27 protein-coding genes are annotated in these 24,571 nt (G+C 53.5%); 19 read left to right on the top strand and 8 right to left on the bottom strand.

Features of this window, described 5'->3' with window-relative positions:
• Positions 1-17: 17 nt before the first annotated feature.
• From ETC05_RS12185 to ETC05_RS12165, 5 genes are all read left to right on the top strand, one after another.
• Positions 18-881, top strand: coding sequence for a branched-chain amino acid ABC transporter permease (locus tag ETC05_RS12185; protein ID WP_171661101.1), 864 nt, complete (start codon positions 18-20; stop codon positions 879-881).
• Entirely contained in the window at positions 881-1,921 is a 1,041-nt protein-coding gene (locus ETC05_RS12180) for a branched-chain amino acid ABC transporter permease (RefSeq protein WP_171661100.1), read from the top strand. The genes ETC05_RS12185 and ETC05_RS12180 overlap by 1 nt, the downstream gene beginning before the upstream one ends.
• Before the next feature lie 2 nt (positions 1,922-1,923).
• Positions 1,924-2,688, top strand: a complete 765-nt coding sequence (locus ETC05_RS12175) for an ABC transporter ATP-binding protein (protein WP_171661099.1) — start codon at positions 1,924-1,926, stop codon at positions 2,686-2,688.
• Positions 2,681-3,388: an ABC transporter ATP-binding protein gene (locus ETC05_RS12170; protein WP_171661098.1), complete on the top strand. Its 708-nt coding sequence runs from the start codon at positions 2,681-2,683 to the stop codon at positions 3,386-3,388. The genes ETC05_RS12175 and ETC05_RS12170 overlap by 8 nt, the downstream gene beginning before the upstream one ends.
• Positions 3,389-3,513: 125 nt before the next feature.
• Positions 3,514-4,728, top strand: coding sequence for an ABC transporter substrate-binding protein (locus ETC05_RS12165; RefSeq protein ID WP_031409613.1), 1,215 nt, complete (start codon positions 3,514-3,516; stop codon positions 4,726-4,728).
• A gap of 178 nt (positions 4,729-4,906) precedes the next feature.
• On the opposite strand, the gene ETC05_RS12160 is transcribed toward ETC05_RS12165, so the two are convergent.
• Positions 4,907-5,350, bottom strand: coding sequence for an OsmC family protein (locus ETC05_RS12160; protein ID WP_031409611.1), 444 nt, complete (start codon positions 5,348-5,350; stop codon positions 4,907-4,909).
• 293 nt (positions 5,351-5,643) lie between these two features.
• Here ETC05_RS12160 and ETC05_RS12155 point away from each other — a divergent pair, with 293 nt between their 5' ends.
• Positions 5,644-6,645 (top strand): DMT family transporter, encoded by a 1,002-nt coding sequence (locus ETC05_RS12155; protein WP_171661097.1) that lies wholly within the window; start codon positions 5,644-5,646, stop codon positions 6,643-6,645.
• Positions 6,642-6,869 carry a hypothetical protein gene (locus tag ETC05_RS12150; protein WP_253264008.1) on the top strand — a complete coding sequence of 76 codons (228 nt, stop codon included), beginning with the start codon at positions 6,642-6,644 and terminating at the stop codon, positions 6,867-6,869. Before ETC05_RS12155 ends, ETC05_RS12150 begins: the two co-directional genes overlap by 4 nt.
• 120 nt (positions 6,870-6,989) lie before the next feature.
• On the opposite strand, the gene ETC05_RS12145 is transcribed toward ETC05_RS12150, so the two are convergent.
• Positions 6,990-7,493 carry a QueT transporter family protein gene (locus ETC05_RS12145; protein ID WP_171661096.1) on the bottom strand — a complete coding sequence of 168 codons (504 nt, stop codon included), beginning with the start codon at positions 7,491-7,493 and terminating at the stop codon, positions 6,990-6,992.
• A gap of 72 nt (positions 7,494-7,565) precedes the next feature.
• Here ETC05_RS12145 and chrA point away from each other — a divergent pair, with 72 nt between their 5' ends.
• From chrA to ETC05_RS12120, 5 genes are all read left to right on the top strand, one after another.
• Positions 7,566-8,768, top strand: a complete 1,203-nt coding sequence (chrA, locus tag ETC05_RS12140) for a chromate efflux transporter (RefSeq protein WP_171661095.1) — start codon at positions 7,566-7,568, stop codon at positions 8,766-8,768.
• A gap of 340 nt (positions 8,769-9,108) precedes the next feature.
• Positions 9,109-9,543, top strand: coding sequence for a DMT family transporter (locus ETC05_RS12135; RefSeq protein WP_171661094.1), 435 nt, complete (start codon positions 9,109-9,111; stop codon positions 9,541-9,543).
• 261 nt (positions 9,544-9,804) lie between these two features.
• Positions 9,805-9,969 carry a hypothetical protein gene (locus ETC05_RS12130; RefSeq protein ID WP_171661093.1) on the top strand — a complete coding sequence of 55 codons (165 nt, stop codon included), beginning with the start codon at positions 9,805-9,807 and terminating at the stop codon, positions 9,967-9,969.
• Positions 9,963-11,102 carry a nitric oxide synthase oxygenase gene (locus ETC05_RS12125; RefSeq protein WP_407059686.1) on the top strand — a complete coding sequence of 380 codons (1,140 nt, stop codon included), beginning with the start codon at positions 9,963-9,965 and terminating at the stop codon, positions 11,100-11,102. Before ETC05_RS12130 ends, ETC05_RS12125 begins: the two co-directional genes overlap by 7 nt.
• Positions 11,099-11,884: an ABC transporter ATP-binding protein gene (locus ETC05_RS12120; protein ID WP_031409597.1), complete on the top strand. Its 786-nt coding sequence runs from the start codon at positions 11,099-11,101 to the stop codon at positions 11,882-11,884. The genes ETC05_RS12125 and ETC05_RS12120 overlap by 4 nt, the downstream gene beginning before the upstream one ends.
• 90 nt (positions 11,885-11,974) lie before the next feature.
• Here the strand turns inward: ETC05_RS12120 and ETC05_RS12115 are convergent, their stop codons facing one another.
• A complete protein-coding gene (locus ETC05_RS12115) occupies positions 11,975-13,126 on the bottom strand; it encodes a Ger(x)C family spore germination protein (RefSeq protein ID WP_031409594.1) in 1,152 nt (383 codons plus the stop codon).
• A 183-nt stretch (positions 13,127-13,309) separates the two neighbouring features.
• Between ETC05_RS12115 and ETC05_RS12110 the strand changes: the two genes are divergently transcribed.
• The 3 genes from ETC05_RS12110 to ETC05_RS12100 all read left to right on the top strand — a co-directional run bounded on the left by ETC05_RS12110 (position 13,310) and on the right by ETC05_RS12100 (position 15,730).
• The gene (locus ETC05_RS12110) at positions 13,310-14,062 is read left to right on the top strand and encodes an SDR family NAD(P)-dependent oxidoreductase (protein ID WP_031409592.1); all 753 of its coding nucleotides are present in this window, start codon (positions 13,310-13,312) and stop codon (positions 14,060-14,062) included.
• A 69-nt stretch (positions 14,063-14,131) separates the two neighbouring features.
• A complete protein-coding gene (locus ETC05_RS12105) occupies positions 14,132-14,902 on the top strand; it encodes an SDR family NAD(P)-dependent oxidoreductase (protein WP_031409591.1) in 771 nt (256 codons plus the stop codon).
• Between the two features lie 48 nt (positions 14,903-14,950).
• Positions 14,951-15,730 (top strand): enoyl-CoA hydratase/isomerase family protein, encoded by a 780-nt coding sequence (locus ETC05_RS12100; protein WP_031409589.1) that lies wholly within the window; start codon positions 14,951-14,953, stop codon positions 15,728-15,730.
• 261 nt (positions 15,731-15,991) lie between these two features.
• Here ETC05_RS12100 and ETC05_RS12095 read toward each other — a convergent pair whose 3' ends face one another.
• The 4 genes from ETC05_RS12095 to ETC05_RS12080 form a co-directional block, all read right to left on the bottom strand.
• Positions 15,992-16,819: a serine/threonine protein kinase gene (locus ETC05_RS12095; protein ID WP_171661092.1), complete on the bottom strand. Its 828-nt coding sequence runs from the start codon at positions 16,817-16,819 to the stop codon at positions 15,992-15,994.
• Positions 16,819-17,016, bottom strand: coding sequence for a hypothetical protein (locus ETC05_RS12090; protein ID WP_071880191.1), 198 nt, complete (start codon positions 17,014-17,016; stop codon positions 16,819-16,821). The genes ETC05_RS12095 and ETC05_RS12090 overlap by 1 nt, the downstream gene beginning before the upstream one ends.
• A gap of 78 nt (positions 17,017-17,094) precedes the next feature.
• Positions 17,095-17,307, bottom strand: a complete 213-nt coding sequence (locus ETC05_RS12085) for a hypothetical protein (RefSeq protein ID WP_031409585.1) — start codon at positions 17,305-17,307, stop codon at positions 17,095-17,097.
• The gene (locus ETC05_RS12080) at positions 17,291-19,381 is read right to left on the bottom strand and encodes a DNA topoisomerase III (RefSeq protein ID WP_171661091.1); all 2,091 of its coding nucleotides are present in this window, start codon (positions 19,379-19,381) and stop codon (positions 17,291-17,293) included. The genes ETC05_RS12085 and ETC05_RS12080 overlap by 17 nt, the downstream gene beginning before the upstream one ends.
• Before the next feature lie 215 nt (positions 19,382-19,596).
• Here ETC05_RS12080 and ETC05_RS12075 point away from each other — a divergent pair, with 215 nt between their 5' ends.
• The 4 genes from ETC05_RS12075 to ETC05_RS12060 all read left to right on the top strand — a co-directional run bounded on the left by ETC05_RS12075 (position 19,597) and on the right by ETC05_RS12060 (position 22,938).
• On the top strand, positions 19,597-20,970 hold the full coding sequence (locus ETC05_RS12075; RefSeq protein ID WP_171661090.1) for a sensor histidine kinase: 1,374 nt from the start codon (positions 19,597-19,599) through the stop codon (positions 20,968-20,970).
• 2 nt (positions 20,971-20,972) lie between these two features.
• Positions 20,973-21,653, top strand: coding sequence for a response regulator transcription factor (locus tag ETC05_RS12070; RefSeq protein ID WP_171661089.1), 681 nt, complete (start codon positions 20,973-20,975; stop codon positions 21,651-21,653).
• Between the two features lie 287 nt (positions 21,654-21,940).
• On the top strand, positions 21,941-22,507 hold the full coding sequence (locus ETC05_RS12065; RefSeq protein WP_171661088.1) for a YdhK family protein: 567 nt from the start codon (positions 21,941-21,943) through the stop codon (positions 22,505-22,507).
• A gap of 242 nt (positions 22,508-22,749) precedes the next feature.
• On the top strand, positions 22,750-22,938 hold the full coding sequence (locus ETC05_RS12060) for a hypothetical protein (protein ID WP_171661087.1): 189 nt from the start codon (positions 22,750-22,752) through the stop codon (positions 22,936-22,938).
• A 53-nt stretch (positions 22,939-22,991) separates the two neighbouring features.
• Here the strand turns inward: ETC05_RS12060 and ETC05_RS12055 are convergent, their stop codons facing one another.
• The gene (locus ETC05_RS12055; protein ID WP_171661086.1) at positions 22,992-24,365 is read right to left on the bottom strand and encodes an amino acid permease; all 1,374 of its coding nucleotides are present in this window, start codon (positions 24,363-24,365) and stop codon (positions 22,992-22,994) included.
• Positions 24,366-24,571 lie beyond the last annotated feature (206 nt).

Raw genomic sequence — 24,571 nt, 5'->3', positions numbered from 1 at the left:
GACAAGGGGGGATCGGGATGGAGTTGTTCATTCAGCAACTGTTAAATGGATTGACGGTTGGAAGCGTTTACAGCCTCGTTGCATTAGGGTTGACGCTCGTTTACGGCATTTTGCATATTCCCAACTTCGCCCACGGCGCACTGTATATGATGGGCGGTTATGTGACGCTGACGGCCATGACGAAGCTCGGGCTGCCGTATGCGTTGGCCGTTGTTGTGTCGATGATTGTTGTCGGGCTGCTTGGCGTCTTGATGGAGCGGCTGGTGTTTTATCCGCTTCGCGACGCGCCGCCTCTTCATGATAAAATCGCAGCGATCGGGATCTTGCTGTTTTTGGAAGCGTTCGCCCAGTTCGTCTGGGGGGCGGACTATCAGACGATGCCGACCCCATATGGCGACGTTGTCAGCATGTTCGGCTTGACCTTGACGGTTCAACGCATTCTCATCATCGCATCCGCTGTCATCATCATGATCTTGCTTTACCTCTTCTTGAAAAAGACGTTCATCGGAGCTTCCATCATCGCGATGGCGCAAAACCGCGAAGGGGCGAATTTGGTCGGCATCAATACGAATAAAGTCGCCATGTTGACGTTTCTTCTTTCCGGCAGTTTGGCCGCGCTCGCCGCATCGCTCGCTTCACCGATCAACCTTGTGTTTCCCGGCATGGGCCATCTCGTCATCTTGAAAGCGTTTGTCATTATCATTCTCGGCGGCATGGGGAGCATCCCAGGCGCCATTGTCGGCGGTTATATTTTAGGATTCAGCGAGAGCTTGGGGGCGACGTACGTGTCGAACGACTACAAAGACATTATCGCCTTCGCCATTCTCGTCATCATTTTAACAGTCAAACCGAACGGACTGTTTGCCAAGGAGGGACGTTGATGGCCATTTTCGAAAAACGGCGCCTATGGCTGGCTGTCCTCATCGCGCTGGCGATTCTTTTTCCGCTTTTGGTCACAAATGGGTATTATTTGCATATGATGACCATTTCCTATATTTGGATGATTGCGGTATATGGTTTGAACTTGTTTACCGGCTATACCGGCTACCTGTCTCTCGCCCACGCTGGTTTTTTTGCGATCGGCGCCTATTCGCTCGGCATTTTGACGGTAAAAGTCGGTTGGCCATTTTGGCTCGCTTTCGTATCGGCTTGCTTGTTGACAACGTTGATTGGCGTTTTCGTCGGCCTTGTTGCACTGCGGACGAAAGAGCACTTTTTCGCCATTTATACGCTTTGTGTCGGCTACATTATCTATTTGATCATTGACAAATGGGACAGTTTAACCGGCGGGGTGCGCGGGTTTATTGGCATCCCGGCGCCGGCGGACATCGGTCCGCTCTCGTTTCAAACGCCCGTCGCCCAATATTATTTGGTGTTATGTTTCTTGGTTGCGGTGATCTTTACCATGTACCGCCTTGTCTATTCGTTGACCGGGCGGACGTACATCGCCATTCGCAACAGTGAGGAGCTCGCGTTGACGCTTGGCATCTCGACGATGAAAAACAAACTCGCCTCGTTTGTTCTGTCGGTCTTTTTTACATCGCTTGCTGGAGCGCTGTACGCCTCGTTTATCCGCTTTCTTGGTCCGGACATTGCGTACGTCAGCGTCATGTTCGACTTTTTAACGTATTTGCTTGTCGGCGGGATCGGTACGCTCGCTGGTCCAGTGGTCGGCACGCTGCTGATTACGTTTTTGTCCCAACAATTGCAGTTTTTGCAAGATTACCGGATGTTGATTTTCGGTCCGGTGCTGACGTTGCTCATCATCTTTTACCCACACGGCATGGCAGGGGGGATCATCCGTTTGAAAGCCAAGCGTGAAGAAGCGCGCCGCCTTAAGTTGGACACCAAACGAGCGGCCGCTGAACTGGCCGCCGCCTCGCGCCAAGAGCGGAGCGAACGATATGTAAAGGAGGGATGATGATGCTTTTACACGTCGAACGGTTGACGAAGCGGTTTGGTGGGCTTCTAGCGGTCAACGATGTCACGTTTTCCGTCGAACAAGGGAAAATCAACGCCATCATTGGCCCAAATGGAGCCGGCAAATCGACGTTTTTCAACTTAATCAGCGGCTTGTACCGGCCGACGTCGGGGACGATTGCGTTCAAAGGGCGCGATATTACCCGACTGCCGGCGAACGAACGAGCGAAACTTGGCATCGCCCGCACGTTTCAAACGACTCACTTGTTTGAACAGGCGACGGTGATTGACAACGTCATCATCGGCCATCGTCTCCGCACGTCATCCAACTTATTTGATGCCATTTTGCGCACGAAACGGCATCGCCGCGAAGAGCAGGCGTGCAAAGAAAAAGCGATGGAAGTGCTCGACTTTGTTGGATTGACCGATGTGGCGGATCGGATGGTGGCCAATCTATCGCAGGAGCAGAAAAAGCGGGTGGCGTTCGCGCTTGCCTTGGCGACCGATCCGGAGCTCGTTTTGCTTGACGAGCCGGCTGCCGGCATCAACCCGGATGAAACGGAAGGGCTTGAGGAGTTGATCGTCAAAATGGTAGAAGGCGGCCTGACCGTTTGCCTCATTGAGCACAAAATGTCGATGATCATGAAACTTGCCGACCGCATTATGGTGTTAAACTACGGAGAAAAAATCGCGGAAGGAACGCCTGAGGAAGTGCGGAACAACAAGGCGGTCATTCAAGCGTATTTAGGAGGGAGCGCCAGTGCTTGAAGTTGCAAACGTATCGGTCCGCTATGGGAGTTTTACCGCCATTCGTGATGTGACGTTTTCCGTCAAGCGCGGGGAAATCGCTGTCTTGCTTGGCGCCAACGGAGCAGGAAAAAGCACATTGTTTCGCGCGATCAGCGGGCTGCACAAGCCAGCGCAAGGGGAAATCCGCCTTGATGGCGAGCGCATCGATTCGCTGCCGCCCGACCGCATCGTTCAGCGCGGCGTCGTGCAGTGTGCAGAAGGACGCAAACTGTTTCCTGGCATGAGTGTATATGAAAATTTGCTGATGGGCGCTTACGTTCATCGAAAGGATAAACAAGGCATCCGCCGCTCGATGGAACATGTATATGAGTTATTTCCCATTTTGCGTGAAAAGCAGAATGAGCCAGCCGGATCGTTAAGCGGCGGCCAGCAGCAAATGCTCGCTATCGGACGCGCCTTAATGTCGCGCCCTGTCGTACTTTTGCTTGACGAGCCGTCGGTCGGGCTCGCTCCGCTCATTGTCGAGCAAATGTTTGCGACCATCCAACAAATTAACGCGGAAGGAACGACCATCTTGCTTGCTGAACAAAATGCCCATGCCGCGTTGTCGATCGCTAACCGGGGTTATGTGTTTGAAAATGGAACGATCGTGGCTTCCGGGACGGCGGAAGAGTTGCTGGCCAACACCAATGTCCGCAAGGCGTACATTGGTGCATGATAGACCTCATCCTGTCCACGAGTGAAAGCAAGGAGAGGAGATGGCGCTGAAAGGAGGTGAATAACGGCTGTGCTAAATATTATCTAAATATTCAAAATAATAAATAATCAATAGGGGGGAATAGAATGAAAAAAAGAAAATGGTCAATCGCTGTTATGATCGCGGCCATCATGATGTTGATGCTTGCTGCGTGCAACAATTCGCCAAGCAGCAATAACGCCAACGGCGGAAACAATAGCGGAGGAGGAGGCGGTGAAACGGGTACGGTCAACATCGGCTACAGCGGCCCACTGAGCGGCCCGGCTGCCTATTATGGCCAACGGACGTTAAACGGATTGAAAATGGCGGCAGAAGAGATTAACAATAACGGCGGCTTTGAGGTGAAAGGAAAGAAATACAAAATCAACCTCGTCCCATTAGATGACAAATATTTGCCAAACGAAACGGCGGCGAACGCCAAACGCCTTGTGCAAGAGCATCATACGCCGATCATTTTCACTCCGCACAGCGGCGGCGTCATGGCGCTGCAAGTGTTCAACCAAACGGACAATTTCATCATCGCGGCGTATACGAGCGAGCCGAAAATTACACAAACGGGCAATAAGCTAACCGTGCGCATTCCGCCGCGCTATGACGGCTACATCCCGACTTTTACCGATTATGCCATGAAGCATTTCGGCAAGAAACTCGCCGCCTTGCCGACGGCGACGCAATACGGGAAAGACTGGACGGAAAAACTGTTGCCGTATTGGGAAAAACAAGGCGGAAAAGTCGTCTACAAATCATCGATTGACTTTACGAAAGACACCGACTTCTTTACGATTGTCACGAATGCATTGAAAGAAAAACCCGATGTCCTGTTTATCGGCGGCGCTTCGGAGCCGACGGCAAAAGTGGCGAAACAAGCGCGCGAGCTGGGCTTTAAAGGCGGATTCATTATTATGGACCAAGCGAAGCTTGACGAAATGAAGCGAGTGACCGGTTCTTATGATATGTTGGAAGGTTCAATCGGCGTCATGCCGCTTATCGAGTCAGACGAACCGGCCGTTCCGGAGTTTGTGAAAAACTATCGGGCGAAGTTCAATGAAGATCCGGGATCGGAAGCCGCTTACAACTATTTGGCGCTTTACGCGTTCGTCGAAGCCATGAAAGCTGCCGGTTCGGTTGACGACCCGCAAGCGATCCGTGAACATATGAACGACGGCTTAAAAAACATTCCAGCCGAAAAGAAAGTGTATAACGTCCCAAGCATCGGCGACGATGGCGGTTTTGAATCGGAAATCGTCGTGGCCGCGGTGGAAAATGGAAAAATTGTGCCGATTGAGTTAATCCAACAATAATCAACGATGCAGATTGACAAGCAGAGGAATCCGATCATCGGGCTTTCAATGGGACTGCTCTTTGCATGAGCCCTGAAACGCGCATCCCGTAGATGGAGCGGCATAGGGATAAGCCATACAGAGGCTGTCTGAAAAGGTCATCACGCGACTTTTCCAGACAGCCTTTTCCATTTCCACATTATGACGTTTTTTGATTCATTATAGGTACTGTGGGTACGCCCCTTAGGGTGTCTTTGACCGGGCAGACACGTTCAACGTGTTCAATCAAGGCTTGGACGTTTTTTGGATCGGAAGGAGAGTCAATATCAATATGGTAGCGAATTTCTAAGAATCCAGGCCGAACGTCCGCTTTCTCCATAAAGCCATCGGGATCTAAATCCCCTTCTACGTGTACTTGGACTCCTTTCAGTTCGACCCCGTGATGGCTGGCAAACAGAGAGACCAGTACATTGATGCAACCGCCCAGTGCAGCTAGGACCAGCTCTACGGGATTCGGTCCCTGATCAGTGCCTCCCAAGGCTGGGGGTTCGTCAATGATGACTTGCTTGCCGTTAATGTCAGCCACTGAGCGTACTCCTTCGCCAGACCATTTGACATCAGAGGAAAAGGTGAGTTTAGGCATGAAAAAACCTCCTGACAAATAGGAATAGTGGATAAATTAAGAATAATACATAAATACCTATTTGACAAGTAAGAATTAAAGAAAATGGAGGTGACAGAAAGAAGAATGAATACAGTGTTGATCGGATTGTCGCTCGGTGCAACCACTTTCGGTTGGGTTCTCTCTTAATACTCATCTAATAAAACTATGTTCTAAATAATCAACAAAACAAATAGAAAAATTTCCAATCGTGCGATAAAATAAAGTTATTCCGCCACCTAGCGAATACAATCAAACAAGGGGAGAGACCGGCGATGCGGGAGATGGCCATCGGCCTTGTCGCTTCGTTCTTTTTTGCTGTCACGTTCATCTTGAATCGTTCCATGGAATTAGCTGGCGGCAGCTGGCTGTGGAGTTCGTCGCTTCGCTTTTTCTTTATGGCGCCGCTGCTATTTGTCATCGTTCTTTTCCGCCGCAACATCAGCCCGGTTTGGCATGACATCAAGCGCCATCCGCGGGTATGGATCACCTGGGGGACGGTCGGATTCGGCTTGTTTTACGCGCCGCTCACCTACGCGGCCGCCTACGGGCCGGGGTGGCTTGTGGCCGGGACATGGCAGTGCACGATTGTGGCTGGTGTTCTGCTTAGCCCGCTGTTTACGAAAACCATCGAAACGCAAAACGGAACGATGTCCGTGCGCCGTCCGATTGAAAAACGAGCGCTCTTCATTTCGCTTTTGATTTTGTTCGGCGTCGTTCTGATCCAGTTCCAGCAAGCAGGCCGCCTGACATGGAACGAAATGGCATTGGGGGTCTTTCCTGTGCTCCTTGCCGCGTTTGCGTATCCGCTTGGCAATCGGAAAATGATCGAACATTGCGCCGGGCGCCTCGATGCGTTTCAACGCGTATGGGGGATGACGATGGCTAGTCTGCCGTTTTGGCTGGTGGTCGCGTTGATGGGCTGGCTGACATCAGGGGCGCCGTCCGCGGGGCAAACGATGCAGTCGTTCATCGTGGCCATGAGTTCCGGGGTCATCGCGACGACATTGTTTTTTATCGCTACCGACCGGGCCAAAGGGAACGAGCGAAAACTGGCCGCTGTGGAAGCGACGCAGTCCGCGGAAGTCATGTTTGCCGTCATCGGTGAAGTACTGTTCTTGTCAGCTCCGTTGCCAAACGGATGGGCGGTCGTTGGTTTGGCCATCATCATCATCGGGATTTGCTGGCATAGCTTCGAATCGACAAGAACGGTGAAACGCCCGGCGCCGCCCATTTCAACAGCACGGCGCCTCGATCGGGCGGGGGGAGAACCGTGAGAATCATCGTAGGCGTTCTGCTTGTCTGCCAGACGCTTATTATCTACGCTTGGATCAGCGATTGGCGCCAGCTTGTCACCCCGGCCGGCCTCTTCCTGTGGGTGGGCGGAATCGCGGTCGGCCTTGCTGTTCTTCGGGCGGGGCCTATCGCCAAGATGGCGAAGGGCGCTGAAGATCACGACGGCGGGAGTCATCTTGCTTGCTGCGATGTCACTGATCATTGAATGGGCTGTCCGTTCGATGCCGTAGTCCACATCGATATGGGGCTGATCAAGACTTTCCCTGTGGCCTGCGGGGAATGCGCCTTTGGAATGGAGCGAGCCCCCTAAGGCGCAAGGGGGCGGCTAACGGCCTTGATGGGAGGAATTGAACAGCTCCGGTGCCAAGCGGCGGCCAACAGCGTACATGATCGGCGCGCCGAGTGCCATGACAACAAACTCGCCGATGGCTGTCGTCAGCCATGTGAGCCAAAACGGAAAACCGAGCGCGAGCTTTAATTCGAGGGCGATGAGGCCCATTGTGACGGTAAACGACAATGTATTGACTGCCATGCGCGCCCAAACGTTCTTGACATAGCGCATGGAAACGATCGTGATCAGAAGCGCCAGCACCGACTGGCCGACGCCGAATACAAGATCATACGCGCCGATCGGCGAGAAAATTAAATTGGCGAAAAAGACCCCAAGCACGATGCCAATGGCGTATGTTGGGCGAAATACAACGAGGTGGTTCAATAGTTCCGATACGCGAAACTGAATGTTCGTAAAGCCAAACGGCTGAATGAGCGCTGTCACCGCGATGTACACAGCGGCGATCAAACCGTTGGTCGCCATCGTTCGAACGTTCATCATCTTCTCTCCTCTCGTGAATGATGATATGATTGTAGCATGACCATCTCGTGAACGAAAGGAGCAGGATCCATGACTGCAAAGGATCAACGGGCAGGAGACCGACGCGGCTCCGTCTTTGAGGTCGGGATCACGGCGCTCCGCCTTGGCTTGACGTCGTTTGGCGGTCCGGTGGCCCATCTTGGCTATTTTTATGAAGAGTACGTGAAACGAAAAAAATGGATCGACGACAAAACGTACGCCGATCTCGTCGCCCTTTGCCAATTTCTCCCCGGCCCGGCCAGCAGCCAGATCGGCATCGGCATCGGGCTGATGCGCGCCGGCGTCTGGGGGGCGCTGGCGGCTTGGCTAGGGTTTACATTGCCGTCGGCGGTTGCGCTTAGTTTGGTTGCCGTCTGGCTGCAACATGCTTCGTGGGAAGAGGCGGGCTGGATGCACGGCTTGCTGTTGGCGGCTGTCGCGGTCGTCGCTCAGGCGGTATGGGAGATGGCGCGCAAATTCGCTGCCGGCCGCTTGGAGGCCACGCTTGCGACCGCAGCGGCGATCGCCGTGCTTCTCATGCCGGGGGCATGGAGCCAAGTGGCGGTGATCGCCATCGCCGGGGCCATCGGCGCGGTTGGACGGCGCCAAACCGTCGAGCCGTCTTCCGTGGGCATCACGCCTTTCATTCGCCGTTCCATCGGTTTTCTGTTGCTTTCCTTGTTTGCCGTGCTGCTTGTCGCGCTGCCGCTTGCCCGCGCTTGGATTCATTCACCGCTTTGCGCGCTGTTTGACAGCTTTTACCGCGCCGGGGCGCTCGTGTTTGGCGGCGGGCATGTCGTGCTGCCGCTTTTGGAAGCGGAAGTGGTGCCGCAAGGGTGGGTCACGGCCAGCCAGTTTTTAGCCGGCTACAGCGCTGCGCAGGCCGTTCCAGGGCCGCTGTTTACCTTGGCCGCGTACGTCGGCATGGCTGCGTTCGGCTGGAAAGGTGCGCTTGTCGCCACCATCGGCATTTTCCTCCCCTCATTTTTGCTTGTGCTCGGCGCGTTTCCGTTTTGGCACTGGCTTCGCCATCAGCCGCGCTTCCAAGCGGCGCTCGCCGGCATTAACGCCGCTGTCGTCGGGATTTTGCTTGCGGCGCTGTATGATCCGATTTGGACAAAGGCGGTGAACGAGCCGGCCGATTTTGCCTTTGTCCTCGTCGCCTTTCTGCTGCTTGCCGTCTGGAAGTGGCCAGCATGGGCGGTTGTTCTCGTTTCCTTCGTCGGCGGGTGGCTTCGTGCGCTGTTCGGTTGATTTTGGCGGCTAACGGACAGAGGGCGTTGGTTGCGTTTCAGAGCCGATCAAAGATTTTCGTGCCCATCCATCAACGTTCGCCCGCTGACGTTCGAAGCCTGACAAAGGCTCGTGCGCTCGCCCCTGCTTTATGGCCGATGACGTAAAACGAGAAGCCAATGCCACAAGGTTTCTCAATGGGGCAACAAGGCGGTGAAGCAACGGGCTCCTTTCATCACCGCTCTTTTCGCTCCCTGTTCGGCAAAGAGGAAGTGCGTGTTCGGCCGGACTTTGAATCGGAGGAGCTCTTTTGAATCCATGTTCGGCAAAGAGGACAGAGAAAAAGGAGGGCAAAAGACGGATGAAGTGGTTATGGATGACGATGGCTCTAGCGGCCGGGATGGCCGTCTCCGTACAGGCGGGGGTGAACGGCGGCCTTGGCAGGCGGGTCGGGGTGCTTGAAGGGGCGTTCGTTTCGTTTTTCATCGGAACGATCGTCTTATTTTTCGTGCAGTTGTTTTTCGGAAAAGGCGAGCTGCTCGCGATGTTTTCCGTGCCGAAATGGCAGCTGACGGGCGGCATTCTCGGCGCCTTTTACGTGTTTGTCATGGTGCTCATCGTTCCGAAAATCGGCGTCGCCAATTCATTGATGGCTGTGATCGCCGGACAGCTCGTGATGAGTTCGATTGTTGACCATTTTGGTTTGTTCGGCGGACAGCGCATCCCGTTTGATTGGACGCGCTTCGCCGCCATGGGTTTTCTGTTTTTGGCGCTTTGGCTTTTTTTCCGCAAATGAACAGCAGGATGGGCTAGGTTGGTTTCATTTTTCCATGATCCGCTCATACTAACAACAGCATGATCGACTGAAAAGAAAAGAAAAGGAAGCGGATCAAAGTGAAATAGGTTTTCTCTATTTTCTTTTGGAAGCATCTGCTACAATAGAGGGGGAGAGCGTTGCTCCATTCTCAGTTGCCCCGTGGGAGCGGCAGCTTGCAGCAATGATATGGCTGTCGCACGATGGAAGGACGTTCCACGCGGGGGAAAAGGAGAGAGAATCATGTTGATCCGTCGACTGCTCGGTTTCGCGCTCATTTTTTTTGCCATTTCGATGTTGGTTGAGCAAATGTGGTGGGTCGGGGGAATTTGTTTCCTCATCGGCATCGGAATGACCGCGAAGAGTTTCGGTTATGGAAAATGGAGGAAGAAGAAGCATACATGGTAAACAGCGAGAAGAATATGCATCAAACAAAGCGGAGACAGCATGATGGGCAGTTGATGAAAAAAGCGGAACAGTTTGTCACGGCGAGCTATCAGGAGCTTGGAAAAAGTGAGAAAGAAATGAAGCGGCGGTTGAACGAAATCCGTTGGGAAGTGGAACAAACCGGCACATATAGCCATACGTACGAAGAGTTAAGCTACGGGGCTAAGATGGCTTGGCGGCATAGCAACCGCTGCATCGGTCGCCTGTTTTGGCAATCGCTCCATGTCATTGATGCGAGAGAGGCGGCGACTGTTGACGAGGTGTTTTCTTATCTGTTCCATCATATTGAGTTTGCGACCAATGGGGGGAAAATCCGGCCTGCGATCACAATCTTCCGTCCAAATGGGGAAGTGCGCATCTGGAATCACCAACTGATTCGTTATGCCGGTTATGAAACTGAAGAAGGGATGATCGGCGACCCATCCTCCCTCACTTTCACTCGCGCCTGTGAACAGCTTGGGTGGAAGGGGGAAAAGACGCCCTTTGACGTGCTTCCTTTGGTGATCCAAGTAGGCGGCCAAAAGCCTGTTTGGACACCGATTCCGAAAGAATTGGTGCTGGAGGTGCCAATTGAACACCCAGAGTTTCCGTGGTTTCGCGATCTGCAGGTAAAATGGTACGCCGTCCCGATTATTTCAGATATGTGTCTAGAAATTGGCGGCATTAGCTATATGGCCGCACCGTTTAACGGGTGGTACATGGGCACGGAAATTGGCGCCCGCAATTTTGCCGATGACAATCGCTACAACATGCTTCCGAAAGTGGCCTCTTGCATGGGGCTTGACACCAGCTCGAACGCATCATTATGGAAAGATAAGGCGTTGGTCGAATTGAATATCGCTGTTTTATATTCCTACAAAAAGGCGGGCGTCAGCATCGTTGATCATCATACCGCCGCGCGCCAATTTCAGTTGTTTGAACAGCAAGAGAACGCAGCCGGGCGCCATGTCACCGGCGACTGGACATGGCTGATTCCACCTCTGTCACCAGCGACAACGCACATTTTTCATCGGTCGTATGACAACACGACCATGTTGCCCAACTTTTTCTATCAGGATCGTCCATATGAACCACAAAGGGGAGAGGCACAATGACCGCCATTATCCGCATGCGCAACGTGTCATGGATGCGGGGAACGCGCGCGATTTTGCATGAAATCGATTGGGAAGTGAAAGAAGGCGAGCAATGGGCGATTCTTGGCCTCAATGGCTCCGGGAAAACATCGCTTCTCAATATCGTCACAGGTTATCAATACCCGACGCGCGGGGAAGTGGAAGTATTAGGCTATCGATTTGGACAGGCGAGTCTGCCAGAGTTGCGACGGCACATTGGGTTTGTCAGCAGCTCGCTCCTTGATCAATTTCACGACACGCTGCAAACCGAGACGGTCGAAAATGTCATCCTCAGCGGCACGTTTGCGACGATCGGCCTGTATGATGCCGTCACCGATAACGAGCGGGCGAAAGCAGAATCGTTCATGGAAGCGTTCCGTTTGCAAGCGGTCAGGGGAAAACCATACGGGACGCTCTCACAAGGAGAAAAGCGGAAAACATTGATCGCTCGAGCGTTGATGGCGAATCCGAAGCTGCTTATTTTGGACGAGCCGACCGTTGGCCTTGACTTATTGGCGCGGGAAGACATCTTATCCTTAATTAAGCAAATCACTGCCCAGTCGTGCCATGTTTTATACGTCACTCATTATATTGAAGAAATTGTCGAATCGATCACCCATGTGTTGCTTTTGCAGGACGGGCGCATCGCCGCCGCGGGACGAAAAGAGGAGGTATTAACCAACGAGCAGCTTTCAGAAGCGTTTCGTCTTCCGATCCGTGTTCATTGGGAACACGGTCGGCCGTGGGTATCGCTGGAACGTTGAAGATGGATGGACTACTGGCTCCCTAAGGTGCGAAGACCATACCGGGAGCCCCTCCAACCATAAAAATGCGAAAAAGCATGTAACAACCATCTAGTCGCCTGCACGATAATCCAGTTTTTCCTTGCCGGAAGAGTTGATGGAAAGATGGACGGAAATGTTTCGAATGGTGTTTTTCTTTAATGGGATGAGGCCGTTTTGTTCCCACTGCTTCCATTGCTGAACATTGTGTCGGTACAATTGATCCGATACATTCAACGTGTCAATGTTTCGCTTGATCCCCCATTCATATGCTTGTTGGATTTCCTGTTTGACCGTTTGCGCCGCAAGCTTGGCCAGTCGGACTCGTGACAGCGGCTTACGCAGCTCGATCAGGCTTCCTTGAGCTTGAATGGTCAACTGAAATGCAGGACCATCTTTGGTCGAAAGAACCGACCATTTCGCTTTCGGATGACGAACGACAAGAGAAGCAACCGTTTGCCGTCCTTCTTTCACGTAAATGGGTGTTCGGATCACATCCCGTTCTGTCCACCGAACGCCTAATAGCTCCCCACGGTCCGCGCATTGCTTCAGTTCATAATCATGCAAAAAGCACACACCGCTAAGGGACGGCATTTTCTTTTTTTTCATATTCTCCGTCCAACTAGCAGGGTCAAGGGTAATATACGGGATTCGAAGCGTCGAGCTATGTTCATCGCTGATCGCAATCAGACGGTTAAACCGAAGCGGTCGAATGAAGGAACTTTGCTTGAATAGTTCTTCAGGATTCGTCAGCATAGAAAAATACGAAGAAGCGCGTAATAAAGGAGTCGCTTTAAACAAGTCTCCTAGAGGAGCGTCTGTCGCATAAACCCAAATCGTATGACGGATCTCGTGATACCGCGTTAATAAATCGACGACCCCTTGCACGACTTCTTTTTTCAACGCCCGCTTTGTAAACACGATGCTTTTGACGTGCCCCCATGAGACCATTTGCTGAATGGAAGTATAAAGTTCATGGGCGGCTGTTTCGGGTGTTTCTCCTGTTGATCGGCCGATGGCCACAGTGGAGACCTGTCTCCCTCCGCCATACTCTGTTTTTGCTAATCCGCTGAAGTTGATGAGCTGTACGTACAGAACGAGTTGGCGATTATCATAATCAATTCCGATCGAGTGAATATAGACGATTTGATCAATATTACGGTTTCCCCAACAGCCACTAAGCAACAACATCATCAGCCCTACGGCAACAAGACGGAGGTACATAGGAAATAGTCCTCCTTCCATTTCATATTTGTCCATTTTATTATGTATTGCAACATTCCTTTTTATACTCAAGATGATTCTAAATATTATAAATATAATTTCAATTAAAGAAACAAGTATAGTATAATAGAATTGAAACATACTAACCAGTTGGTATTCATATCGTTTCCGGGAGGGGAAAGGATGAGGCTGCAAGGGAAGGCGGCTGTTGTCACCGGCGGCGCCAGCGGCATCGGCCGAGCGACAGCGATTCGGTTTGCGGATGAAGGGGCGAAAGTCGCCGTGAGCGACATTGATAAAACAGGCGGGGAGGAGACGGTCCGCCTCATTCGCGAACGCGGGGGCGAAGCGATCTTCGTCAAGGCGGATGTGTCCCGTGCGAAGGAAGTGCATGATCTTGTCCAAGCCACCGTCGCTGCGTTCGGCGGCCTACATATTCTTTTCAATAATGCCGGCATTGGCCATTCCGAAGTGCGGAGCACCGACTTGTCCGAAGAGGAGTGGGATCGGGTCATTGATGTGAATTTGAAAGGAGTCTTTCTTGGGATCAAATACGCGGTGCCGGTGATGAAGCAATGCGGCGGCGGGGCGATTGTCAATACGTCGAGCTTGCTTGGAATCAAAGGGAAAAAGTACGAATCGGCCTATAACGCTTCGAAGGCCGGGGTGATTTTGTTAACGAAAAACGCCGCGCTCGAATACGGCAAATTCAATATTCGCGTCAACGCCGTCGCTCCGGGCGTCATCGATACGAACATCATTACGCCTTGGAAACAAGATGCGCGCAAATGGCCCATCATCTCGAAAGCGAACGCCCTCGGCCGCATCGGAACGCCGGAAGAAGTGGCGAATGCGGTATTGTTTTTGGCGTCCGATGAGGCTTCCTTTATCACTGGGGCGACGCTGTCAGTTGACGGCGGCGGACTGACGTTTTAGACGTCAGACGGCTGATACGGGGCAACGGATGAAAACAAAGGCCGCACAAACGAGAAGGGAGAGGAAACGATGCGTTTTGCAAATACCGTTGCTGTGGTTACTGGAGGGGGAAGCGGCATTGGCCGGGCGACGGCCATCCGCCTCGCTCAGGAAGGGGCGACTGTCGTGCTTGTCGGCCGCACGGCCGCCAAACTGGAAGAGACGGTGCAAGACATCGCGCGTCTTGGGGGGCCAGGTGTGGCCGATCGGTTTGCGGCCGATGTCACGGACCGTGAACAAGTGCGCGCCTTGGCCGCATACGTCCAAAATCGGTACGGCGATTTGCATGTGCTCGTCAACAATGCCGGCATTTCGACCCATACGAAATGGCTCGAGCTCACCGAACAAGAGTGGGATGATGTGCAGCGCGTCAATATGAAAAGCGTCTTTCTTGTCTCGCAAACGCTCGCTCCGCTGATGATCGAAGGGGCGAAGCGGGAGCGCGCCAACCGGGCCATCGTCAACGTAGCCTCCTTGTCCGGCCATCAGGCGGGGGCGGAAATTCCGCATTACAGCGCGGCCAAAGCCGGCGTGATCAATTTGACGAAGTCGCTCGCCTTGGAGTTGGCCCCCTTCGGCATTCGCGTCAATTCCGTTTCGCCTGGCTTTGTCGAGACGCCGCTCACCAAACGTGGACTGCAAAACGAGCGGTTTGTCAAAGCCATTGAACGCAACACCGCCTTAGGCCGGGTGGGAGCGCCGGAAGAGATCGCCAACGTCATTGCGTTTCTTGCCTCTTCGGAAGCGTCATACATGACCGGCTCTGATGTGTTGGTCGATGGCGGTTGGCTCATCAAATGAAGCTGTTGTGCTGGAAAAATCCAAACGGGAAAGGGAGAGAAAAAAACCATGGAAACTTCGCATTTGCTTGTGGAACGATCCGGTGCTGTCGTATGGCTGACGTTGAATCGGCCGGAGCGGCTCAATGCATTCAGCCCGGAGATGATCGCTGGGTTGACTCGTGAAATCGAACGCGCCGCCGCGGATGAAGCGGTTCGAGCGATCGTTCTATCCGGCGCCGGCCGGGCCTTCAGCGCCGGCGGCGACGTCAAAACGATGGGGCAGTCAAGCGCCTCAAAGGCGTATGAGCATATCGGCCGCCTCAACCGCTTGATTGTGACGATGAAATCATGCGAAAAGCCGATCATCGCCGTCGTGCACGGGGTTGCTGCTGGAGCGGGATTCAATTTGGCGCTCGCTTGCGATCTCATCTTGGCCGCAGAAGACAGCCAGTTCATTTTGAGCTTTGCGAACGTTGGCCTTGTCTCCGACGGCGGCGGCTCCTATTGGCTGCCGCGGCTTGTCGGCCCTCATTTAGCCAAGCAATTTTTCTTCACGGCCGAGCCGATTCCAGCCTGCCGTCTGTATGAGCTTGGCGTCATCAGCGACGTCGTTCCAGCCGAAACGTTGCGCGAAGCGGCGAAAGCGCTCGCTGTCAAATTGGCTTCCGGGCCAACGAAAGCGATCGGCAAGCAAAAGCGGCTGATCGAGCACGCCTTGAACGCGACGCTCGAAGACATTCTCGAAATGGAGCGGCTCATCCAAGGAGTGATGGTCGAGACAGACGACCATCGCGAAGGGGTGGCGGCCTTTCAGGAGAAACGAAAACCGGTGTTTCGGGGCAAATAGTCAGCCCACCGTTGAGTTCATCCGGACGAGAAGCGGGACCAAGCGGACAATGATGTCAACTCCTTCGCTTGAAGTGAGGGTTTTTGTAAAAACTGTTAAACGATCCATTCGTTTCTATAGCGATGCTTAACCTGTCGAACACATTCGTTCACGAATCATGTCCGCCGCGGATTTCGGCGCGACATGCTCTTATAATAAATCAGCCCCTCTGTCGCGCTTTAAAAGGCGGGAGGGGCTTAGCTTTTTCGGCTGTGTCGAGTGTCAACGCGCGCCTGTTTGCGCCTGGCCGCGCTCGGCCAATAGCCGCCTGACATCCATCATCAGCTCGTTGATGTGATCATACGGCGCATCCAGCTGAAGCATTTTCCGCAAGATCGCCCGAGCTTTCGGAGACAGATCCAACTCTTCCTCCCAGCTTTTTTCCTCCTCACTTGTCGGTTCGTAAGCCGAATATAACAAGAATAAGGTGAAATGCCCGAGCGCATAAAAATCGCTTCGCGGATGCGGTTCGCGCCGCAGCCGCTTTTCAAGCGGATCGTCATCGCGCCATTCTGCCGATTCACCGATATGGCACGCCAAGCCAAAGTCAATGACAAAGACGGTTCCTCGCCGCCAAATGATGTTCGGAATACGCAAATCGCGATGGACGATGCCCAAAGCGTGAATAAATCGTACAACGTCAAGCACATCAAGCAACAATCGAAACGCGGCTCGTTCCGTGTACGTGACCCCGCGGTGAAAAATGTGATCTTCCACCGTCTCCCCGTCGATATACTCCATCACGAGATAGGGCTGTCCGCGCTCCACAAATCGATCATGCAGCATCGGAATTTGCGGGTGGCGCAAGCGCGCGAGCACCCCGGCTTCGCGCTGAAGCAGGCGGCGGCCGCTCTCGCCTTTTGTCCGCCGCGCTTGTTTGATGACGACAAGGCGTCCAGTGTCATGATCGCGCCCTTTGTAGGCGATGCCGTAGCTGCCCATCCCGAGCTCTTCGATCACTTCATAGCGGCGATGAAGGATCTCACCGCTTCGATGCGGCCGGTCAAACCAGCGGGCGACGAGCGGGTGGCGCTCCATGAATCGCTTCATCAGCTGCCGAAGAAGCTCGAGAAGAAACTGCCGCTATGATGCTTCTTTTTGTAGTGATGGTGTCCGTATTGGGACGGATGATGGTGCGAGTGATGCGTTGGGCTGTAATAATGGTGATCACTGCTGCTGTAATGTTTATGATGGTACGACGGATGATGGTGCTGCCCCAACAGCGCTTTGAACAACTTCTTTAACATCATGATCGCTCCTTTACAGTAGATTTTACTTATATATACGGAACCACAAAAAGAAAGTTTCGGTTGCCGATCGCTCATTCATCCGTCCGCGCTGTGAGATGGGGGAAGCCAATCCGCTTCAGTAGACAAATCCATCGAACCGCGGCAGCGATGCTCCGCGCCATTCGTTTTCAAATAAGAACCGCCAGCGTTGATGCGGCTGGCGGTTCGTTCGGCGCTGATGTTTTGTTTTTCCACCACGTTTTTCGGCAGGGAGGCAAATGGTTTTTCGCGCTTATTCTTTGTTTTCAAGCGCCTGCTTGAGCAATTCTCCGAGATTGGTGCCAAACGATTCGTTCGTTGGGCTGTATTTTTTCAACAGCGCCCGTTCCGTTCCTTTCGCGGTGGTGCGTTTCGTTTCTTCCGCCTTTTCCACCACGTTGCACGGGCGGCATTGGAAATAGAGCCCGGCTTTCCCTTCGTGCATTTCCATGCGCCGGTGGCATTGCGGGCAGCGGCGGTTCGAGAGCTTCGGGTCGCGCCTCCGGCGGTAGCGGCATGATAAGTTCGAGCAGACGAGCATCCGTCCATCTTTCGTTTTCCGCTCTTTTAAGAGCGCGCCGCATTCCGGGCAAGTGAGCTGGGTGAGGTTCGGCGCTTTGTATACGCGCTCGCTCTGCTTGATTTCGGCGACAAGCTGCTCCGTCTGCCGGCGGATGTGGGTCAAAAACTGTTTCGGATTCCCTTTTCCGCGGGCGATGGCCTCGAGTTCCCGCTCCCAGCGGGCGGTCAACTCCGGCGATTTCAGCTCCTCGTTGACGAGCTCGATCAGCTGTTTTCCTTTTTTCGTCGGATAAAAACGGCCGTCTTTCCGCTCGACGACTTCCGTTTCGACGAGCCGCTCGATGATGTCCGCTCTTGTCGCCGGCGTGCCGAGTCCATATTTCTCCATTTGCGCAAGCAAGTCAGCCTCCGAGTAACGGGACGGCGGTTCGGTGAACGATCGTTCCAGCTCAAGCTGCACCGGTGCGAGCATTTGGCCTTCCGATAGATGGAACCATGTTGGTTTCACTTCTGTTTCTTTTTTGCCAAGAACGGTTTGAAACCCTGCGTTTACGACTGCCGTTTCTCGGGCGACAAACGTCTCGCCGCCGATTTCGAAAGTGGCGGTTGTCGTTTCATATTCATACGGCGGGTAAAAGAGCGCCAAAAAGCGGCGGGCGATCATGTCATACAGCTTGCGTTCATCGGCCGACAGCTTCCCGAGGTCAAGCCGTTCATCGGTCGGAATGATGGCGTGGTGGTCCGTCACTTTGTCATCTTGAAACACCCGATGGGCCGCTTTGGCCTTGCCCTTGGCAAGAAGCGGAGCAATGATGTCCTCATACCCCGATTTCATCGCCGCCAGCCGCTCTGTCATCGTCGATGCCATGTCGCTTGGCAAATAACGAGAATCGGTGCGCGGATACGTGACGAGCTTGTGCTGTTCATACAGCCGCTGCAACACCGAGAGCGTCTTTTTCGCCGAAAAGCCAAACCGCTTGTTCGCCTCCCGCTGCAGCTCAGTCAAGTCATATGGCAGCGGAGCCGGTTCGCTTTTCCGTTTCCGCTTGACCGATGTGACGCGCGCCGGCTGGCCGTTGAGACGAGCCATCAGCCCGTTGGCCTCGTCTTGGTCAAACAGCCGCTTCCCACCGTGCCGTTCCCATGTCGCCGTAATCGAACCGATGCGGGCATGAATCGTCCAATACGGAACGGGAACGAACGATTGAATCTCCCGCTCGCGTTCGATGATCATTGCCAGCGTCGGCGTTTGCACGCGCCCGGCCGAGAGCGGGTCGTTGTATTTCGTCGTTAGGGCGCGCGTCACGTTCAACCCGATCAGCCAGTCGGCCTCGGCGCGGCAGACGGCTGATTCATACAGCCGGTCAAACTGCGCCCCGGGCTTTAACTGGCGAAACCCATCGCGGATGGCTTGATCGGTTTGCGACGAAATCCATAAACGCCAAATCGGCTTCGTCCAACCGATTTTTTGTAAAATCCAGCGCGCGACCAGCTCTCCTTCACGGCCGGCGTCGGTCGCAATAATGCAGTCTTTCACGTCGCGGCGTTTGGCCAAATGTTCAATGGCGCGAAACTGGTGGCTCGTTTGCCGGATTACTTTCAAGCCCATTTGTTTCGGAATGATCGGCAAATCCTCGAGCCGCCACGTTTCGTATTTTCGGTCATAGTCTTCCGGCATTTTGAGTTCGACCAAATGCCCAAGCGCCCACGTGACGATGTAGCGCGGTCCTTCCATATACGATTTATGCGTTTCTTTGCAGCCGAGCACGCGGGCAATGTCGCGGGCGACGCTCGGCTTTTCCGCTAACACGAGCGATTTCATAAAAAAACTCCTTTCTGTCGTCTCCAAATGAGCACAGTCTGTTTCTTAGTATAATGGAAGAATGGGAAAGACGCATCCGCCAAGGTTTGTCTCCTTGACAGGACAAAACGCCTTGGCGCGGCACAAAGCCGCATCTCCACACTTTCTGCACATTTGTCAAATAAAATAGTAAAATTGAAATGACATTCGGGCTGGATGAATGAGGAGAGGAATCTGTGAGAAAACTGTCATGGAAACTCGGCATGCTGTTTTTTGCCTTCGTCTTGGCCATTGAAATGGTGCTGTTCATTTCCCTCTATGCAACGCTTGTCCATGCGCGCATCGAAGAAGAATTTGCCCAGCTTCTGGCGCGGGGGAACAGCCACCGCAATGTGTTGGAAAAAAATTACGATCGCACAACGGTTGAGCATGTCGTTATGATGGAGTCCGAAGCTGAAACCGATGTCGTCATCACCGATGCCAGGCGCGAGATTATATCGGCTTCTAGCGGCATTGTCCCGTTTGCGAGGCAACTGATTCCGTTGACTCACGGGCGCTCCATTCCCCGTGAAGGCATGATGGTCGAAACCGATTGGAAGCGGGCGTCTCATATCGCCGCCGTCAGCCCGATTCAAATCAAGGGCGAAACAAGAGGATATGTGTATATGTTTCAAGACACTCGCTCGATTCGGACGATGGTGTATAAACTGAAGCATCATTTCGTCGTCGTTGGCGTGCTGTCAGTGGCGATCACCGTGTTGACCATCGCCTTTTTCTCCCGCGCCATCACGATGCCGCTCCTTCGCATGAAACAGGCGACTGAGGCGCTCAGCCGAGGGGACTTTTCCGTCCGCCTCGAGATAAAAGGCAACGACGAGCTGGCGCAACTCGGAAGAGCGATTCAAACGCTGGCCAACGATTTAGCGTATTTGAAACAAGAGCGGAGCGAATTTTTAGCGAGCATCTCCCATGAATTGCGCACGCCGCTGACGTATGTCAAAGGATACGCCGACATTGCCAGACGTCCGCATCTGTCTGAGGAGGAACGGGCGAACTATGTAGCGATCATTTACGAAGAAGCGGAAAAGATCGAAAAGATGGTCAAAGATTTGTTTGAATTAGCTAAGCTGGAGCAACACTCGTTCCAGATTGAAAAGCAGCCGACGAATCTTTGTTCGTTTTTGGCAAAATTGTGTGAAAAGCTGCGCCCGGCGTTTCAGGAAAAATCGCTGTCGCTTGTGTGTCAGTGCCCCGGTTCGGTCACAGCGGCGATCGATCGGCAGCGGTTCGAGCAAGTGATGATCAACGTGCTCGACAACGCGCGGAAATACGCGTTTCCTGGCACAACGGTACAGATCGCCGTCTATCCGCAAAAACGTGGAGTCGTCGTGGCCGTTTCCGATCAAGGGGTCGGCATCCCGCCGGAAGACGCGCCCCGCATTTTTGAACGGTTTTACCGTGTCGATAAGTCGCGATCGCGGACAAGCGGCGGGACCGGACTCGGTTTGGCCATTGCCAAAGAAATCGTCGAGGCGCACGGGGGAACGATCGCCGCTCGAAGCGAACAAGGAAAAGAAACGACCATCCTCATTACGCTGCCGGAGGGATGACGATGTATACGTTGTTGTTGGTCGATGATGAAGAGCGGATGCTTGATTTATTGGAATTGTATTTAGCGCCGAACGGCTACCGCTGCGTGAAACGGCGTTCGGGCGCGGAAGCCATTGACTACTTGCGGCGTCATCACGCCGATTTGGTGCTGCTCGATGTGATGATGCCAGAACTCGACGGATGGGAAACGTGCCGCCGCATCCGCTCGTTTTCTGATGTTCCGATTATGATGGTCACCGCCCGCGACGAGACGGCGGATATTGTCCAAGGATTGAAAATCGGAGCGGACGATTATGTGACGAAACCATTTAATGAAGCGGAGTTGCTTGCACGCATTGAAGCGGTGCTGCGCCGTACAGCTGGCGGCCATTCCGCCATTCGCGCGGCCGGGCTTGTGTGGGATGAACAAGAACATACGGTTCGCTACGGAGAAACACCGATTGCGCTGACACCGAAAGAGTTCGCCATTTTGGGACTATTGTTAAAACACCCGAATCAGGTGTTCAGCCGCGGGCAAATCATTGCATCGCTATGGGGTTATCTCGCTGACACAGAAGAAAGAACCGTTGACTCCCACATGAAAAACATCCGGGAAAAATTGCGTAAAGCGGGGTTCCCCGCGGACGACTATTTGCAGACGGTCTGGGGCGTCGGCTACAAATGGAAAGGGCACAAGTCATAACCATTTTCGAAAAGAGAGGCGTTTGGGCCAAATGGAAGAACGGATGATTGAGTTCCTTCAAGCATACGGCGGAGCAGCGTACTTCTTGAGTCTAGCCTGTAATGTGGCGATCAGCGTGCTCGGGGGTCGTCCCAAGCGCCTTTTTGACTGCGGCCAATTTGACCGTTTTTGGGTTTTGGCCCGGTTTTTGGACCGTGCACGGCCGCCGCTTTTTGCCCAATCAAGACCATCTCCATAAAATCTGCACAAATGTCGGGTATGCTAACAAGGCAAGGAGGGTGAAAACGATGAAAAAATTAAAAATGTTGCTAGGCACAACTTCGGTTATGGCAGCGCTCTTGTTATCCGCCTGCACCGGTGCAGACGATAACCAAATGTCAAAAGAAAATACGGCTTCTCACACCGGTCATGAGGGAATGAACCACTCGGGTTCAGGAGAGGTGCCGGCTGGATTGAAGGAAGCGAAACAGCCAGCCTATCCGGTTGGAAGCAAAGTCATCATTCACGCCGACCATATGCCAGGGATGAACGGGGCGGAAGCGACCGTTTCCGGGGCGTTTGACACGACTGTCTATACCGTGACGTACACGCCAACAACAGGTGGTCCTCCGGTCAAGAATCATAAATGGGTGATTCACGAAGAAATTGAAAACGCCGGTGACAACCCGTTCCAGCCGGGGGACGAAGTCGTCTTGAATGCCGACCATATGGAGGGGATGAAAGGCGCGAAAGCTGTCATCGACTCCGCCCAACAAACGACGGTGTATATGGTCGATTACATCGATACAGAGACCGGGGAACAAATGACCAACCATAAATGGGTGACCGAGGATGAACTGTCGCCGGCGAAATAAGGAATCGACCTTGGCGTCATCCGCACAAGCAAGGGGCTCCGAAGCGGCGAGACACCCCTTTTCCATGATTCGGTGCACCAACATTGTCCATTGCACGACGGGGAGGGCCTTAGGGGCATCCCTGTTGTTTTTTATGGGTATCAAGGTAGAATGAAATCAAGCGTCTGTTCGATGACAGAAGGGGTGAGCGAGAAAATCCTCCTCTTTCGGAGGAGGGGAATATGAATAGGGAGAGGAAAACGATGAAATGGTTTTGGCTGGGGGCATTGTTGTTTTGCCTCGGTTGGTTCGTATACGGGGCCGCGGTCAGTTTGTATCGTTTATGGGCCGAGCGGCGAGTGGATGAGCAGGCGCTGATTTTGGCGTTTGGCATGGCGGTCGTTGGTTGGCAGGCGTGGGAGAAATGGCGGGAGGTCAACCGCGGAGGATAAGAGAACAGGCGCCGGCCATAACGGCACAAGCGCCTACTTTTCTGAACTCTTATTTAGGCGGATTGTTCGTTGACGTTTTGTTCCGACCGCCGGCTTTGCTTTTCTTTGCTCGCCCCATATATCGCCAGAACCGCCAAGATCACAAGGCAAAGAACCGATCCGATTCGATGATCACGCTGGAATAAAAAGCTCACCCAAATCGCGCCGAGCGACACGACGGCGATGAGCGTCGTGTACGGAAATCCTTTGACGCGGAAAAACGGATTCGTGTCGTAATGCGGCCGCAGTTTCAGTTGGGCCGCGCCGATCATCATCCAGACGATCAGCACTGTAAACCCAGGAATCGTCATCAACTCGCCGATGATCCGCCCCGGCGCCAAGTACGCGCCAACGACCCCTAGAGCGATGCAGACGGCGACCATTCCCATCCCGTAAAGCGGAACCCCGTGTCGCGTCGTCCGCAACAAGCGGCGGCTCGCCTCTCCTTGCTCAGCCATGGAAAAGAGCAAGCGAGACGTGGCGTACACCCCCGTATTGGCCGCCGATAAGACGGCCACAAGCAAAACAGCGTTCATCACATGGGCGGCGCCCGGAATGCCGGTGGCCTCGAGCACTTGGACGAACGGGCTGTTTTCCGCCGATACGGCGTTCCATGGCATGATGCCGCAAATGATGGCGATCGGCAGCACATAAAAGCCGATGACCCGCCATATCGTCGTTTGGATCACCCGCGGCAGCACCCGGTCAGCGTCTTTCATTTCTGTCACCGCTACACCGATCAGCTCGGCTCCGCCGTATGAAAACATGACGACAAGCAAGGCGCTGATCATGCCGCCGATCCCATGCGGAAACCAGGCGTCGTACGTCGCATAACGGCTCCATGGGTTTCCGTCCGCTCCTTCGATCACTCCCAACCACATGCCGGCCCCAAGCAAGATGAACACAGCTAGCGCCGCCACTTTCAACCCGGCGAGCCAAAATTCCGCTTCCCCATAGTAGCGAACCGGAAACAAGTTCAGTGCGATGATAAACAGCGCGCAGCCAAGAGCGAGCAGCCAAAGCGGCACCGTCGGCATCCAATAGCGCAAAAAACTTCCTGCCGCCAGCAGCTCGACGACCGTGACCAACGTCCAGTTCGCCCAATACAGCCACCCGACGAGAAACGACCAGCGAAAGCCGAACGCCCGGCGGATCAAATGTTGAACGTTTTCGCCTGGATAGGCGATGGCCATCTCCGCTAAGGCGGCCATAATGAGAAACAACAGCGCGCCGCCGAGAAGATACGTAAGAACAACGCTCGGTCCGGCCATGTGAATCGTATCAGAGCTCCCTTTGAAAATGCCGGTGCCGATCATGCCGCCGAGCGCCATTAGCTGCACATGGCGGGGCAGCAGCCCTTTTTGCAATGAGGGGCGGGAATGGTTCATACAGACACAACCTTTCTGGCACAAAGTTCGTTCGATGACACGCTTTTATGCTTTTATGCTTTTATGCTTTTATGCAGTTAAGCAAAAAAGATAGTTTTAGAATATAATAGTTTTGTTTCTCTGTCAATGATGCACGAAAAAATCCATCGTCAATGTGGAAATGTTTTGTTATACTGGAAACAGGTTTTGAACTCGCTAAAAGGAGA

Origin of the sequence: Geobacillus sp. BMUD (assembly GCF_013096845.1) — a bacterium.
Taxonomy (GTDB): Bacteria; Bacillota; Bacilli; order Bacillales; family Anoxybacillaceae; genus Geobacillus; species Geobacillus vulcani.
This window is presented reverse-complemented; position numbering and strand designations above follow the sequence as displayed.